This is a genomic window from Pseudomonas sp. AC136, from assembly GCF_979258585.1.
The window spans coordinates 3,954,291-3,967,027 of the sequence record NZ_OZ409865.1 but is presented as its reverse complement, the minus strand read 5'-3'; the positions used below and the strand labels follow the sequence as shown (position 1 = coordinate 3,967,027).

Here is a 12,737-nt window from a genome sequence, read left to right as displayed (position 1 = left end):
TGTCGGATGTTATTGCTGCTTGTTCAAAGTCGTTAAGAATGCACTTTCATGACCATAGAAGAAGGTCTCGGAAAAATGATTACTAAAATGGGCAATGAATTTCCAAACGGCGTAGGCAGCGTCTTGTACGCGAACGCCATCGCAGCGGCATTACGAACCGAACTCGGGCAGACTCGCTGCGCTTTGAAGACCTTGCAAAAATGGACTGATGCCAATGAGCGAACGGCAAAAAACTGGTTAGCAGGAACGCATGGTCCGAGTGGGTATCACCTCATCATGCTGGCCGCACGTTCCGAAAAGGTCTTACAAATGTTTTTGCATTTGGCCCAACGTCAAGAGGTAATCGTCGCCCTTTCGCTGCCAGTGCTTCGGACAAGCTTGCTTCAAACGGTAGCGCTGTTAGACGAATATCTTTCGATCTCGGCAGCAGTTAAATAGATTGGTGCTCCACGCTTCACGCTTCATGTTCATGTTCATGTTCATGTCGAATAAATCGCGCATTACTGAACTCGCTAAGAGTAGCTTGCTAGACGCGTCGAAACGGAAAAAGCTGGTTAGCGTTTCGGATTTTTCGGCTGATGGCCTCAATTCCCTCGGTCTAACCTAGCGTTAAATGCGGAAGGTTCTCTCACCTGCTAGCGTTCTTGAAAACCGCCCCTCTGAATGGTGAAAAAATGCGTGAGCTTTCTGATACCGAAAAGAAGCTAGCCCTCCTTGTAATCCGTGAAATGGACAAGAACGGGCGAAGCCTAAAGGACGTCGAGCGGGGAGCTGATGCTGTTTTGAAGGTCTTCAGAGATTTCACAGATGCCCCCCGCCCGCACCCAGTGAAGCGAATAATCTACGCGCTACTCTTTCCATTTAGTAAACCGCCCCTCTTTAACAATCAATACTCGCTCCGCAATGTCGATAAGCGTCCAGCAAGAAATGCTTCCTACTTTAACGAAAGCTTTGTGGTTACCTCGTCGAACCGAAAAGCCCTAGTTAGATACACCTGGGGCTATGTTCCTCATCCAGTCATCGTGAAGGTGCAAGCACTTGTCGAACGTGAGCAGGGCGCTGGATTCGACATCGTGGCAGGCGAGGCATACGGCCCGTTCAGTTCGCAGGAAACAGCTAATGGTGCGGCGATAGTTATCGCCACATCTTGGTTTGAAAAATATCTTCTTTAGCGCAAACCAAGTTCGCCGTACATTTTGAGCGTGTCCGCTGTTCAATGCGCGGAACGCTTACGACGTCTGCGGCCAATTTCGACCCGCAACGCCAGCCCGGCCAATGGCTGGGCGTGCAGGAAGCGCTGGGAATGCTGGTTGACCCCAGCAGTTGGCAGGTTGACGCCTATATCGAGCAAGACCAAGTACACCGCTTGCGCATTGGCGATGCCGTGCGCTTCTACCCTGACGGCCACCCGATGGCCGTCAGGGCACGTGTTGAACATCGGCAGCACCCGCGCCAATCAACTCAACCACCGCATGCTCGCCTCGCGCTTCGGCGGCCCGGTGCCGACCACCACACATGGGGGCGCGCTGGTGCCAACCGATGCGTTGTTTCAGGTACTGATTCAGCTCGACCTACCGCCGCCCTCGCTGCACGAAACCCGTGGGCACGTGAAGATCGAGGGCCAGCGGCGCAGCCTGTTGGCCGACGGCGCGACCCATGTGGCGGCGGTGTTGATGCGCGAGAGCGGCTTCTAGCTGCTTAGGTGGCGTCGGCGTGGCTAACCATGCCTTTGATCACCACGGCGACGCTGGCCACTGCCGCCGGCAGCACCAGCGCAGTGAGCACCTGCTCGAAATTCCAGCCCAAGCCCAGCAAGGTGGCGCCGATCCAGGCACCGAGAATGGCGCCGAAGCGGCCAATGCCGAGCATCCATGACACGCCAGTGGCGCGGCCCTGGGTCGGGTAGAAACGTGCCGCCAACGATGGCATCGCCGATTGCGCGCCGTTGATGCACATGCCGGCCAACAGCACCAAGGTCGCCAACACCGTGACCTTGCCCAGGCTCTGCCCGACGAAATAAGCAAACACGCCGGCCAGCAGGTAGAACGTGCCGATGACTTTGTGCGGATTGAATTTATCCATCGCCCAGCCCACGCCAACGGCACTGAGCACGCCGCCAAACTGGAACAACGCACCGATAAACGCCGCCTGCTCCATGCTCGCGCCGCTGTCGCGCATCAACGTCGGCAACCAGCTGGTGAGCAGGTAAACGATGACCAGGCCCATGAAATAGGTCAGCCACAGCAACAACGTGCCGGCGCTGTAAGTGCCGGAAAACACCACCTTCAGCACGTTGCGGCTCTGCACGGTTTTCTGCTCCGGCACGCTGAAGTCATTGGCTAGGCCCACTTCAGCCGGCGCGATGGGCGCCAGCACCTTGCGCACCTTGTCGGCGCCGCGATTGCGCACCACCAGAAAACGCGCCGACTCCGGCAGCCACACCAGCAATACCACCGCCAGAATCAACGGCAAGATGCCGCCCAGCAGCAGCAAGCTGTGCCAGCCGAACGCCGGAATCATCTTCGCCGAAATAAACCCGCCGCCGGCCATGCCCAGGTTGAAGCCGCAAAACATGCTGGTCACCAGCAGCGACTTCAAACGCTCCGGGGTGTACTCGGACAGCAGCGTGGTGGCATTCGGCATCGCCGCGCCCAGGCCCAAGCCGGTGAGCAGACGCAGCACCAGCAATTGATCGAGGCTGGTACTGAACGCGGAAATCAGGCTGAAGAAACCAAACAAGCCGACCGCCACGACCAGCACGACCTTGCGCCCGAAGCGGTCAGCCAGCGGCCCGGAGCCGAGGGCGCCGAAGACCATGCCAATCAGCGCGGCGCTCATCACCGGGCCGAGGCTGGCGCGATCCACGCCCCAGTCCTGCGTAAGCGCGGGGGCGATAAAGCCCATGGCGGCGGTGTCGAGGCCGTCGAGGAAAACGATGAGAAAACACAGCAGCACGATCTTCCACTGGTAACGGGAAAGCGGCTGGGCGTTGATAAAGGTTTGTACGTCGAGCGTGCCGGTGGTGGGCACGTGAGCAGGGCTGGTCATGCGAGCAATTCCTGTGAGTTTTTCTTCGCCATGGCACTGCAGGCGAATGGAACAGGAATGAGGGACGGGCTGGACAGGCGCTGCGCAGCAGACATCAGCGAAGCGCGGGTGCGCTGCGGTGAACGCAAATCCATGGCTGGCTCTCATTTGTTTTTATTGGAAGCAAAGCGTGGTCGCACGGAACGACCGAAGGCCAACAGTACGCAGCGGGATGGGGGCGATTCAATCCGATAATCGACTAATTGGGCGTTTATCGAACACTTGTGGATCGACGTGACGCCTCGCCCTCACCCCCCGCCCTCTCCCGCAAGCGGGCGAGGGAGCTTGACCGCTAGCCCTCACCCCTAGCCCCTCTCCCGCCTGCGGGAGAGGGGCTAGGGGTGAGGGCTAGCGGTTAATGAAACAACCGCGTACTCAACTCCTTGCTCGCCTCCAACAACACCGGCAAAAAGCGCGTCTCCAACTCCTGCCGCGACACCCGCCCCGCGTGGGTGCCCACGTTCAACGCCGCCAGCACCTGGCCGGCTGAATCTTTCAGCGGCACCGCAATCGAGCGCAGCCCCACTTCCAGTTCCTGGTCAATGATCACCCAGCCCTGCTGGCGGATCTCGGCCACACTGGCGCGCAGCGCATCCGGCGTGTGCACGGTGCGGCTGGTTTTGATCTGCATCTCGGCGTGGTCGATGTAATCGTCCAGCGCGGCGTCATCCAGCGCGGCCAGCAAAATGCGGCCCATCGAGGTGCAGTACGCCGGTAAACGACTGCCGACGCTGAGGTCCACCGAGATCAAACGCTGCGGTGTCGCCGAGCGGGCGATGTAGAGAATTTCGTCGCCTTCCAGCGTGGCCATGGAGCAGGCCTCGTGCAGCTGTTCGCTGAGTCGGTCGAGAATCGGTTGCGCGGTAACGGCCAAGGGCGTCGACGACAAATAGGCGTGGCCCAAGGTCAGCACTTTAGGCAGCAGCGAGTAGGTGCGCCCGTCGGTGGTCACGTAACCCAGGCTCATCAGCGTGTGCAGGCAACGGCGCACGGCGGCACGGGGGATTTCCGTGCGGTGGCTGATCTGGGCGATGGTCAGGTGGCGTTTGCGTTCCTGAAACGCATGAATCACCGCCAGCCCACGGGCCAGGGAGGTCATGAAATTCGGGTCGCCGGTGAAGGCTTCGATGCGTTTGGCCGGCGAGGCAATAATCGGCGGCGCCAGGGGTGGCAGGGTGATGCGGGCTTCGTCAGTCATGTTGTTATAGGTCTCGTGCAGCCTGGCCAGAAACGCTCTGGATGAAGTGTGGCCGATTATCGAACCGAAGTTCGATTATCGCAATTGACCCTCTCGGGCACGGCGCCTACCGTGACGCCGCTGCGCCCACATCGGTGGCGGCACAGGTTCGGCTCACAAGGCTGGGCCTTGGAAATACCTCGGTGTTTCCCTTCTCTGTCCGAGCCCTGCCACCGCCGCGCTACCCGCGCGTCGGCAGGCCGGCTCAATTTCCCTGCAACGGTTTAGAAGGTCTGCGCAGTGAGCTGACGCAAGCGGCTGCGGGTGCGCACAAAGTCCAGGTGCGAGCCGGGCCGACACACTTCGTCCAATTCGGCTTCACAGCCAAGCAGCAAATTCACGCCGCTGTCGTAGGCGATGTCGACGAAGTTGAGGATGCGTTGCTGCACGTCGATGCCTTCGCTATCCAGCCGCGGCACGCCATAAATGGCGATGCGCCGGAAGCGTTGGCAGAGCCAAAGAAAGTCCGAACTGGAATGGGGATGGCGGCACAGCTCATCGAAATCCAGCAACGCGCGGTTGCCCTCGTAAGCCTGCACACGCAGCGGATGGTGATTGACCGCCAGCACGGCGTCGCGCTCAACCGCCGCGCTGAACTCCAACTGCTGCTCCAACCAATCGCTCAGTGCCGGGCACAACGGCCAGGCGTAATGCCCCCACGCTTCCTGGGCCCCGGCACGCTCGCGGTAGTCTTCGCCGGCATCCAGATTAAGCACGGTGAACCGCGATTCCAGCAGCTCGATGGCCGGTTTGAAACGGTCGCGATACAGCGGATTCGGGCACAGGTTGATCGGCGCGTAGTTCGAGGTGCAGACCAACCCCACGCCTTCGTCCACCAGCACCTTGAGCAAGCGGCCAAGCAACATGGCATCGGCGATGTCATGCACATGGAATTCGTCGAAGCACAGTAAACGCGCCTCCTGCGCCACCTCACGGGCGACGCGCACCAACGGCTCGCTCTGCCCGGTAAAAGCGCCCATGCGCTGCTGCACCTCCTGCAAAAACGCATGAAAATGCACGCGGCGCTTGGCTTGCACGGGTGCGGCGGCGAAGAAGGTGTCCATCACAAAACTCTTGCCGCGCCCCACGCCGCCCCACAGATAAATGCCGGCAACGGGCTTGCGCAGCCAACCACGACGCCCCGCCAGCCAGGCGTCTAGCCAGCTGGCGAGGGTATCGATGGCGGCTTGTTGCGCGTTGTCGGCCCGGTAACCCCGGGCTTCCAGCGCATCACTGAAGCGCCGCTGAATGCGCAGGCCAACGGGCTCGGCGTTATCGGACGTCAAAACCCACCCTTAGAAATCAAAGAAAACCGTCTCACCTTCGCCCTGAATACGGATATCGAAGCGGTAAGCCAGCTTGCCGTCAACCTCGCAGCGCGTGGCGATCAGGGTTTCGCGGCGCTGCGGCTGCTCGATCAGATTGAGCACCGGGCACTGCGCATTGGCTTGAGCCTCGTCATCGAAATACAAGCGCGTGTGCAGGTGAATATTGATGCCCCGGGCAAACAACGACACGTTGATATGCGGCGCCATCGGCACACCCGCCGCGTTTTTCACCACGCCGGGTTTGATGGTGTGCAGCGTCCACTCACCGGCATCAAAGGTGGTGGCGGTACGGCCGAAGCTATTGAACGGTTTTTCCAGGTTGTAATCGGCGTCGTACTGGCCTTCGTGGTTGGCTTGCCAGAACTCCAGAAACGAATCGCGCACCAGATGACCGTTGCCGTCGTACACATTTCCCAGCAGCACAATGTGCTCGCCTGGCGCGTCGGGCTTGGCCATCTCGTTCCAGATTTCCTGCTCACGCGGCGGGTTGCCGGCCGCGCTCAGGGCCAGGCCGATGTGCACATACGGGCCTGCGGTTTGCGAGGGGGTTTCGTTCAGCAATTGAATAGGCATGGACTCACCCTGCTTAAATGTTTTCGAAGTGGGTCTTGCGCTGCCCGCGCAACACGATATCGAAGCGATACGCCAGGCAATCCATCGGATTGGCCGCGCTCATATCGAGCTTGGCGATCAGGCTTTGTACCGCCTCCGGATTGGCAATCGACTTCACGATCGGGCACATCGGAATCAGCGGATCGCCTTCGAAATACAGCTGCGTAATCAAGCGCGTGGCGATCGACGGGCCGCTGATGGAGAAGTGGATATGCGCCGGGCGCCAGTCGTTCGGGCCGTTGCGCCACGGGTACGGGCCGGGCTTGATGGTGCGGAAGCTGTAATAACCGTCGCGGTCGGTGAGGGCACGGCCCACGCCGCCGAAATTCGGGTCCAGCGGCGCCAGGTAACGGTCGTTCTTATGGCGATAGCGGCCACCGGCATTGGCCTGCCACATCTCCACCAACGTATGGGGAATTGGCTTGCCGTACTGGTCGCACACACGACCCGCCACGATGATGCGCTCGCCCACCGGCAAACTGCCGTTGTTGAAATTGAGGAGCAGATCGTTGTCGTGCTCGCCCATTTTCAGATGGGAAAAGTCAGGGCCGGTGGTTTCGGAAACAGATTGCGGAATGCTCACCAACGCTTGGCGCGGCGAACGGGGCACAGAGGTTTTGTAGTCAGGCGTCAGGGCTTTGGGGTGCCAATTGCGGTCACGGATGACGAAGCGACTGCTGTCTGTATCAGACATGTCCTTCTCCTTTGTTAGATTTATCGGACAAACAAGATGGCTAGTCTGCTGCGACAAAGCGACGCGGGAAAATGAAAGTTAAACGGCCATCCATAACCAAATGGTTATGGAAATCGCTTTTCCCGATACGCCTGCCCCACCTCGCGCAGCACCTCCACGCTCCAGTGCGCCGCCAGCGACAACGGCAACGCCGCGTTACTGCAAATGCCCACCGAACCGCCCGGCTCCTTGATGCCCAGCTGCAACTCGGCGAGATCGCCATTGGCCAGATCCAGCTGCACCGCGTCGTAGGGCGCAATCCACACCGCGTCGCTGCTTTGCACGTACCGGCGACTCAAGCTCAACGACAACGTCTCCAGCCGCTGGCGCGGTTGGGCGATACCGCACTGCACGAACAGCGCGTCGGCGTATTTGCGAATGGTGGTGCCGGCCAGGGGCAGCACCAGCGGATAATCCTGCAATGACTGCTGGGCCTGAGCTTCGCTCAACAACGGGTGGCCGGCGCGCACCACCAGGGTCATCGACTCGCTGTACAGATGCTCGAACGTCAGCCCTTGAATTTGCGGGCTGTCGGTCATGCGGCCGACCACCAAATCCAACTCGCCCACATGCAGCTGCGACAACAAATACGCGCTTGGCCCCGTGACCACGCTGGCCACCAGTGCCGGGTGCCGCTCGTGAAGCCGGCGCACCACCTCGGGAATCAGCAGGCTTTCCACCGTCGACAACACGCCCAGGCGCACCGTGCCGGACTCGTGCTCGCCGCTGCGCAAACTGTTCACCCCGTCGCGCAGCGCCTGCACGCACGGGCCGGCATAGCGCATAAACGCCACGCCTGCCTCGGTGAGCGCCACGCCGGCCTTGCTGCGTTCAAAAAGCGTGGCGCCGAGCAGTTCTTCCAGTTCTTTCAGCGTTTTGGAAATGGCCGGCTGGCTCACCGCCAGCTTATCTGCCGCGCGCGCCAAGGTGCCCTGACGGGCGACTTCGAGGAAACACACCAGGTGGCGGAATTTGATGCGGGTATCGATGTTCATAGGCTTCAGCCCTCGCGCGGGCAACCAGTCTGCAAGGGAAGGCAGCCCGAGACAACTGCATGCGGTTTGCCCCACCTGCCCTGCTCTGCTAGCCTCCCGCCCGTTCCAGCCTGCCGAGACCCCTGCCCATGGCCCGCAAAAAAGCCGCCGTCGATTTCGAACAATCCCTTGCCGAGTTGCAGACCCTGGTCGAGCGCTTGGAAAACGGCGAGTTGTCGCTCGAGGATTCGCTCACCGCGTTTGAGCAAGGCATCCGCCTGACGCGTGAATGCCAGGGCGCGTTGGCGCAGGCGGAACAGAAGGTGCAAATCCTCTTGGAGCGCGACGGCGAGCTGGAGGAAGCTCCCTTCGACGCGGACGAGCAAGCATGATCGCGGCGTACCAGAAAACCTGCCAGACCCGCGTGGATGCCAAGCTCGACGAGCTGTTCCACGCACCCCGCCCCGAACTCTCGACCATTTACCAAGTCATGCGCTACAGCGTCATCAACGGCGGCAAGCGCGTGCGTCCGCTGTTGGTGTATGCCGCGTGCGAAGCGCTGGGCGGTAAGCCCGAACGGGCCGATGCGGCGGCCTGCGCGGTCGAGTTGATTCACGCTTATTCCCTGGTGCACGACGACCTGCCCGCCATGGACGACGACGACCTACGTCGCGGCCAGCCCACCACCCACAAAGCCTTCGATGAAGCCAGCGCGATCCTGGCCGGCGACGGCCTGCAAACCCTGGCCTTTGATGTACTCGCCGATGCCCAGCGCAACCCGCTGGACGCCGAGGTGCGCCTGGACATGATCAGCAGCCTGAGCAAAGCGGCGGGCCCGGCCGGCATGGTCGGCGGCCAGGCCATCGACCTTGGCTCTGTTGGCCAATGGCTCGACCAGCACGCATTGGAAGTGATGCACCGGCACAAAACCGGCGCGCTTATAGAAGCCAGCGTGCGCCTCGGCGCCCTGGCCAGCGGTGAAGCCGACGCCCTGTCGCTACGCGCACTGCAAGAGTATGCGCAGGCCGTGGGCCTGGCCTTTCAGGTGCAGGACGACATTCTCGACGTCGAAAGCGACACCGCCACGCTGGGCAAAACCCAGGGCAAAGACGAAGCCAACCACAAACCCACCTACCCGGCCTTGCTCGGCTTGGACGCGGCCAAATCGTACGCGCTGGAATTGCGCGACCTCGCCCTGCACGCCTTGCGCCCCTTTGGTGAAGCGGCTGAGCCGTTGCGCGATCTGGCGCGGTATATCGTTGAGCGACGCAGCTAAAAGCGCCCCTCACTCGCCCTTCGGGCACCTTCTCGCGCATCGGGAGAGGGGAATGGCCGGCACCTTCGCGCCAAGCTGAACCGGTCCACTATCACCCCCGCCACTGCCCCGCCATTCGCCCCAGCCAGCAAGCTTTCGCTGCAGGCTGGCCGGCGCCTAAGCTCTACGCCCTGAACGAATGCCAATAAAAACCAGGGAGCAGCCATGCCCATTCGTAATCTGCTGATCGCCAACCGTGGCGAGATCGCCATTCGCATTGCCCGCGCCGCCGCTGAGTTGGATATCCGCAGCGTGGCGATATATGCCGAGGACGAAGCGGCGGCGTTGCATACGCGCAAGGCCGATGTGGCGGTGAGTCTTAGCGGCCGGGGCGTGAGCGCTTATCTGGACATGCAGCAGATCATCGCCATCGCTCAGGCCCAAGGCTGCGATGCGGTGCACCCCGGCTATGGCTTTCTCGCTGAGAACGCCGAGTTCGCGCGGCTGTGCAAAGCGGCCGGGCTGATTTTCGTGGGTCCCGATGCCGCCGTGCTGGAGCAATTCGGCGACAAAACCCAAGCGCGCACCTTGGCCATCCGCTGCGGCGTGCCATTGGCCAGCGGCACCAATCAGCCCACCAGCCTGGCCCGCGCCCAGTCGTTTATGGCCGAGCTGAACGGCGGCGCGATGATGATCAAAGCCCTGGCCGGCGGCGGCGGGCGCGGTATGCGTGCGGTGCACAGCAGTGATGAGGTGGCCGAGGCCTACGCCCGCTGCCAATCGGAAGCCAAGGCGGCGTTTGGCAATGGCGACCTGTATGTCGAGCGGCTGATTCGCAATGCGCGGCATATCGAAGTGCAAGTGCTGGGCGACGGTGAAGAGGTGGTGCACCTGTGGGAGCGCGACTGCACGTTGCAGCGGCGCAATCAGAAGCTGGTGGAAATCGCCCCCAGCCCAACCCTTGAAACCGCCGTGCGCGAGGCGATGCTCGAAGCCGCGCTTAAACTGGCGCGCGCCGTGAATTACAAAACCCTCGGCACCTTCGAATTTCTGCTCGACGCCGACAACGGCGACTTCGTGTTCATGGAAGCCAACCCGCGCTTGCAGGTGGAGCACACCGTCACCGAAGCAGTCACCGGCATCGACCTGGTGCAAGCGCAACTGCGCGTGGCCGGTGGCGCGAGCCTGGCTGAGCTGGGCTTGCAGCAAGCGCACATTCCGGCGCCACGCGGGTTCGCCGTGCAGGTGCGGATCAACTTGGAAAGCATGAACGCCGATGGCAGCGTGCAACCCGCCGCCGGCCTGTTGAGCGCCTACGAGCCGCCCAGCGGCGCGGGCATTCGCGTCGACGGCTGCGGTTACAGCGGTTACGCCACCAGCAGCAGCTACGACTCGCTGCTGGCCAAACTCATCGTGCACGCCAACGACGCCTATTCCGCCGTGCTACGCCGCGCCTACCGGGCGTTGTGCGAATTCCGCCTGGAAGGCGTGGCGAGCAATATCCACTTTCTACAAAACCTGTTGCGCCACCCGCACGTGCAGCGCAACGAGGTGACCACCCGTTTTGTTGAAACGCAGATCAGCGACTTGCTGGCGCCGCAGGAACAGGCGCACCGCCACCTGTTTTTCCCCCAAGCCTCGGGCGCCGCTCAGCCACTGCAAACCGCCGATACGCCCATTGGCTGCATCGCCCTCGACGCGCCGAGCGCCGGTGTGGTGGTCAGCCTGGATGTGCAGGCCGGCGATGAAGTGGCGGTGGGCCAGAGCATCGCCGTGCTGGAGGCGATGAAGATGGAGTTTGTGGTGAAGGCGGCCCACAGCGGCATCGTTCACAGCCTGGCCGTCGCGCCGGGCGACAACCTGTTCGCCAACCAGCCGCTGGTGTTCATTCAGCCGGCCGACGTCGCGCAACAACAGCACCACACCGAAGAAAGCATCGACCTCGACCACATCCGCGCCGACCTCGCCGAAGTGCTCGAACGCAACGCCCTGACCCGCGACGAACGCCGTCCGCAGGCGGTGGCCAAGCGGCGCAAAACCGGACAACGCACCACCCGCGAAAACCTCGATGACTTGCTGGATGCCGACAGCTTTATCGAATACGGCGCCCTCGCCCTGGCCGCACGGCGGCGCCGCAACTCGGTGGACGACCTGATCGCACAAAGCCCGGCCGACGGCTTGGTCAGCGGCATCGGCACCGTCAACGCCGCGCAGTTCGGTGCCGAGCACAGCCGCTGCATGGCCATCGCCTACGACTACACCGTGTTCGCCGGCACCCAGGGCGTGATGAACCACAAGAAAACCGACCGCATGTTGCAGCTCGCCGAGCAGTGGCGCCTGCCCGTGGTGCTGTTTGCCGAAGGCGGCGGCGGACGGCCCGGCGACACCGATTTCGTCGGCGTGGCGGGCCTGGACTGCCACACCTTTATCGGCATGGCCAAGCTGTCCGGCCTGGTGCCGCTGGTGGGCGTGGTGTCGGGCCGTTGCTTCGCCGGCAACGCGGCACTGCTCGGCTGCTGCGACGTCATCATCGCCACCGCCAACGCCAGCATCGGCATGGCCGGCCCGGCCATGATCGAAGGCGGCGGGCTGGGCACGTTTACCCCGGAGCAGGTTGGGCCGGTGAGTGTGCAAGGGCCGAATGGCGTGGTCGACATCGCCGTCGCCGACGAAGCCGAGGCGGTGCGCGCCGCCAAGCAATACCTGTCGTATTTCCAAGGCCCGCTCAGCGACTGGCAATGCGCCGACCAGCGCGAGCTGCGCCAAGTGATTCCGGAAAATCGCCTGCGCATTTATGACATTCGCCAGGTGATCGCCACCCTCGCCGACCACGACTCGGTATTGGAACTGCGCCGCCAGTTCGCGCCCGGTTTGATCACCGCGTTTATTCGAATCGAGGGCCAGCCGTTCGGCCTGATCGCCAACAACCCCGCGCACCTGGGCGGCGCCATCGACGCGGTGGCCGGCGATAAAGCCGCGCGCTTTATGCAGCTGTGCGACGCCTTCGATATTCCGCTGCTGTCGCTGTGCGACACGCCTGGCTTTATGGTCGGCCCGGACGCCGAAAAGCAGGCAACCGTGCGCCATGTGTCGCGCATGTTCGTCACCGCCGCCAGCCTCAGCGTGCCGTTCTTCACCGTGGTATTGCGCAAAGGCTACGGCCTTGGCGCGCAGGCGATGGCCGCCGGCAGCTTCCACTCACCGCTGTTCACCATCGCCTGGCCCAGCGCTGAATTTGGCGCGATGGGGCTTGAAGGCGCCGTGCGGCTTGGCTTCTCCAAAGAGCTGGCGGCGCTGGAAGATCCCGCGCAACGGCAAAAACTCTTCGACAAGTTAGTGGCCAAGGCCTACCAGGCCGGCAAAGGCATCAACATGGCCAGCTACCTGGAAATCGACGCCGTGATCGACCCTGTGGAAACCCGCGGCTGGCTGGTACGCGGCCTCAACGCCGCCCCGCGCCCGGCCAAACGTGACGGCAAAAAACGCTCCTTCGTGGACACTTGGTGACCGC

General features: G+C 62.2%; 12 protein-coding genes and 2 pseudogenes. 7 read left to right on the top strand and 7 right to left on the bottom strand.

What is annotated here, in order from left to right; all coding sequences use genetic code 11:
• Positions 1-48: 48 nt before the first annotated feature.
• The 4 genes and pseudogenes from ACZZZU_RS17750 to ACZZZU_RS17735 all read left to right on the top strand — a co-directional run bounded on the left by ACZZZU_RS17750 (position 49) and on the right by ACZZZU_RS17735 (position 1,694).
• The gene (locus ACZZZU_RS17750; RefSeq protein ID WP_463551350.1) at positions 49-438 is read left to right on the top strand and encodes a hypothetical protein; all 390 of its coding nucleotides are present in this window, start codon (positions 49-51) and stop codon (positions 436-438) included.
• A gap of 236 nt (positions 439-674) precedes the next feature.
• The gene (locus tag ACZZZU_RS17745) at positions 675-1,172 is read left to right on the top strand and encodes a hypothetical protein (RefSeq protein ID WP_463551349.1); all 498 of its coding nucleotides are present in this window, start codon (positions 675-677) and stop codon (positions 1,170-1,172) included.
• Positions 1,173-1,216: 44 nt separating this feature from the next.
• A pseudogene (locus tag ACZZZU_RS17740) lies at positions 1,217-1,375 on the top strand (hypothetical protein); the annotation flags it as partial.
• A gap of 55 nt (positions 1,376-1,430) precedes the next feature.
• A complete protein-coding gene (locus ACZZZU_RS17735) occupies positions 1,431-1,694 on the top strand; it encodes a hypothetical protein (RefSeq protein WP_463552184.1) in 264 nt (87 codons plus the stop codon).
• A 4-nt stretch (positions 1,695-1,698) separates the two neighbouring features.
• Here the strand turns inward: ACZZZU_RS17735 and pcaK are convergent, their stop codons facing one another.
• The 7 genes and pseudogenes from pcaK to pcaQ all read right to left on the bottom strand — a co-directional run bounded on the left by pcaK (position 1,699) and on the right by pcaQ (position 7,992).
• Positions 1,699-3,048 carry a 4-hydroxybenzoate transporter PcaK gene (gene pcaK / locus ACZZZU_RS17730; protein WP_463551348.1) on the bottom strand — a complete coding sequence of 450 codons (1,350 nt, stop codon included), beginning with the start codon at positions 3,046-3,048 and terminating at the stop codon, positions 1,699-1,701.
• Positions 3,045-3,182, bottom strand: a complete 138-nt coding sequence (locus ACZZZU_RS17725; protein ID WP_463551347.1) for a hypothetical protein — start codon at positions 3,180-3,182, stop codon at positions 3,045-3,047. The genes pcaK and ACZZZU_RS17725 overlap by 4 nt, the downstream gene beginning before the upstream one ends.
• A gap of 260 nt (positions 3,183-3,442) precedes the next feature.
• Positions 3,443-4,271 (bottom strand): annotated as a pseudogene (locus tag ACZZZU_RS17720) (IclR family transcriptional regulator domain-containing protein); the annotation flags it as partial.
• A gap of 277 nt (positions 4,272-4,548) precedes the next feature.
• Complete coding sequence (gene zapE, locus ACZZZU_RS17715) at positions 4,549-5,610, bottom strand: cell division protein ZapE (RefSeq protein WP_463551346.1); 1,062 nt, start codon at positions 5,608-5,610, stop codon at positions 4,549-4,551.
• A gap of 9 nt (positions 5,611-5,619) precedes the next feature.
• Positions 5,620-6,225 (bottom strand): protocatechuate 3,4-dioxygenase subunit alpha, encoded by a 606-nt coding sequence (pcaG, locus tag ACZZZU_RS17710; protein WP_463551345.1) that lies wholly within the window; start codon positions 6,223-6,225, stop codon positions 5,620-5,622.
• A gap of 13 nt (positions 6,226-6,238) precedes the next feature.
• The gene (gene pcaH, locus ACZZZU_RS17705; RefSeq protein ID WP_463551344.1) at positions 6,239-6,958 is read right to left on the bottom strand and encodes a protocatechuate 3,4-dioxygenase subunit beta; all 720 of its coding nucleotides are present in this window, start codon (positions 6,956-6,958) and stop codon (positions 6,239-6,241) included.
• Between the two features lie 104 nt (positions 6,959-7,062).
• Entirely contained in the window at positions 7,063-7,992 is a 930-nt protein-coding gene (gene pcaQ / locus ACZZZU_RS17700; protein ID WP_463551343.1) for a pca operon transcription factor PcaQ, read from the bottom strand.
• A 128-nt stretch (positions 7,993-8,120) separates the two neighbouring features.
• Between pcaQ and ACZZZU_RS17695 the strand changes: the two genes are divergently transcribed.
• The 3 genes from ACZZZU_RS17695 (at position 8,121) to ACZZZU_RS17685 (ending at position 12,733) form a co-directional block, all read left to right on the top strand.
• A complete protein-coding gene (locus ACZZZU_RS17695; RefSeq protein ID WP_122453977.1) occupies positions 8,121-8,363 on the top strand; it encodes an exodeoxyribonuclease VII small subunit in 243 nt (80 codons plus the stop codon).
• Entirely contained in the window at positions 8,360-9,247 is an 888-nt protein-coding gene (gene ispA / locus ACZZZU_RS17690) for a (2E,6E)-farnesyl diphosphate synthase (protein WP_463551342.1), read from the top strand. The genes ACZZZU_RS17695 and ispA overlap by 4 nt, the downstream gene beginning before the upstream one ends.
• 204 nt (positions 9,248-9,451) lie before the next feature.
• On the top strand, positions 9,452-12,733 hold the full coding sequence (locus ACZZZU_RS17685) for an acetyl-CoA carboxylase family protein (protein ID WP_463551341.1): 3,282 nt from the start codon (positions 9,452-9,454) through the stop codon (positions 12,731-12,733).
• Positions 12,734-12,737 lie beyond the last annotated feature (4 nt).

Bases quoted from the DNA above. Each gene is read 5' to 3' on its own strand.
- ACZZZU_RS17750 (WP_463551350.1), top strand. From the start codon at position 49: ATGACCATAGAAGAAGGTCTCGGAAAAATGATTACTAAAATGGGCAAT.
- ACZZZU_RS17745 (WP_463551349.1), top strand. From the start codon at position 675: ATGCGTGAGCTTTCTGATACCGAAAAGAAGCTAGCCCTCCTTGTAATC.
- pcaK (WP_463551348.1), bottom strand. From the start codon at position 3,048: ATGACCAGCCCTGCTCACGTGCCCACCACCGGCACGCTCGACGTACAA.
- ACZZZU_RS17725 (WP_463551347.1), bottom strand. From the start codon at position 3,182: ATGGATTTGCGTTCACCGCAGCGCACCCGCGCTTCGCTGATGTCTGCT.
- pcaG (WP_463551345.1), bottom strand. From the start codon at position 6,225: ATGCCTATTCAATTGCTGAACGAAACCCCCTCGCAAACCGCAGGCCCG.
- pcaH (WP_463551344.1), bottom strand. From the start codon at position 6,958: ATGTCTGATACAGACAGCAGTCGCTTCGTCATCCGTGACCGCAATTGG.
- pcaQ (WP_463551343.1), bottom strand. From the start codon at position 7,992: ATGAACATCGATACCCGCATCAAATTCCGCCACCTGGTGTGTTTCCTC.
- ACZZZU_RS17695 (WP_122453977.1), top strand. From the start codon at position 8,121: ATGGCCCGCAAAAAAGCCGCCGTCGATTTCGAACAATCCCTTGCCGAG.
- ispA (WP_463551342.1), top strand. From the start codon at position 8,360: ATGATCGCGGCGTACCAGAAAACCTGCCAGACCCGCGTGGATGCCAAG.
- ACZZZU_RS17685 (WP_463551341.1), top strand. From the start codon at position 9,452: ATGCCCATTCGTAATCTGCTGATCGCCAACCGTGGCGAGATCGCCATT.